This is a genomic window from Streptomyces megasporus, assembly GCF_000718985.1.
Lineage (GTDB): Bacteria > Actinomycetota > Actinomycetes > Streptomycetales > Streptomycetaceae > Streptomyces > Streptomyces megasporus.
This window is the reverse complement of sequence record NZ_JODL01000101.1, coordinates 1-441: the sequence shown is the minus strand read 5'-3', so window position 1 is coordinate 441 and position 441 is coordinate 1. Positions and strand designations below refer to the sequence as shown.

Below are 441 nucleotides of genomic sequence, written 5' to 3'. Positions count from 1 at the left end.
GCGGCTGGCCGGCGCCCTGGAACACGCCTCCGAACACCCCATCGCGCAGGCCATCGCGGCGGGCGCCCAGGAGCGCGTGGAGACGCTGCCGCGGGTCGAGGGCTTCGAGAACGTCGCCGGCCTGGGCGTCCGGGGCACCGTCGACGGCCGCAAGGTGCTCGTCGGCCGGGAGAGGCTCCTGACCGAGAACGCCCTGGAGACGCCCCGTGCGCTCGCCGAGGCCCGCGCCGCCGCCGAGGCGGCCGGCCGCACCGCCGTCACCGTCGCCTGGAACGGCACGGTGCGCGGTGTGCTGACCGTGGCGGACGCCATCAAGGACACCAGCGCCGAGGCCGTCCGCGACCTGCGCGCCCTGGGGCTGACGCCGATCCTGCTCACCGGCGACAACCGGGCCGTGGCCGAGGCCGTCGCCCACGAGGTGGGCATCGAGAAGGTGATCGC

The 441-nt window shown here is 76.4% G+C and carries 1 protein-coding gene; it reads left to right on the top strand.

Annotated features, from left to right (window positions below; all coding sequences use genetic code 11):
• A partial coding sequence (locus IF47_RS0126855) for an HAD family hydrolase (RefSeq protein ID WP_031511642.1) occupies positions 1–441 on the top strand: 441 nt, incomplete at both ends.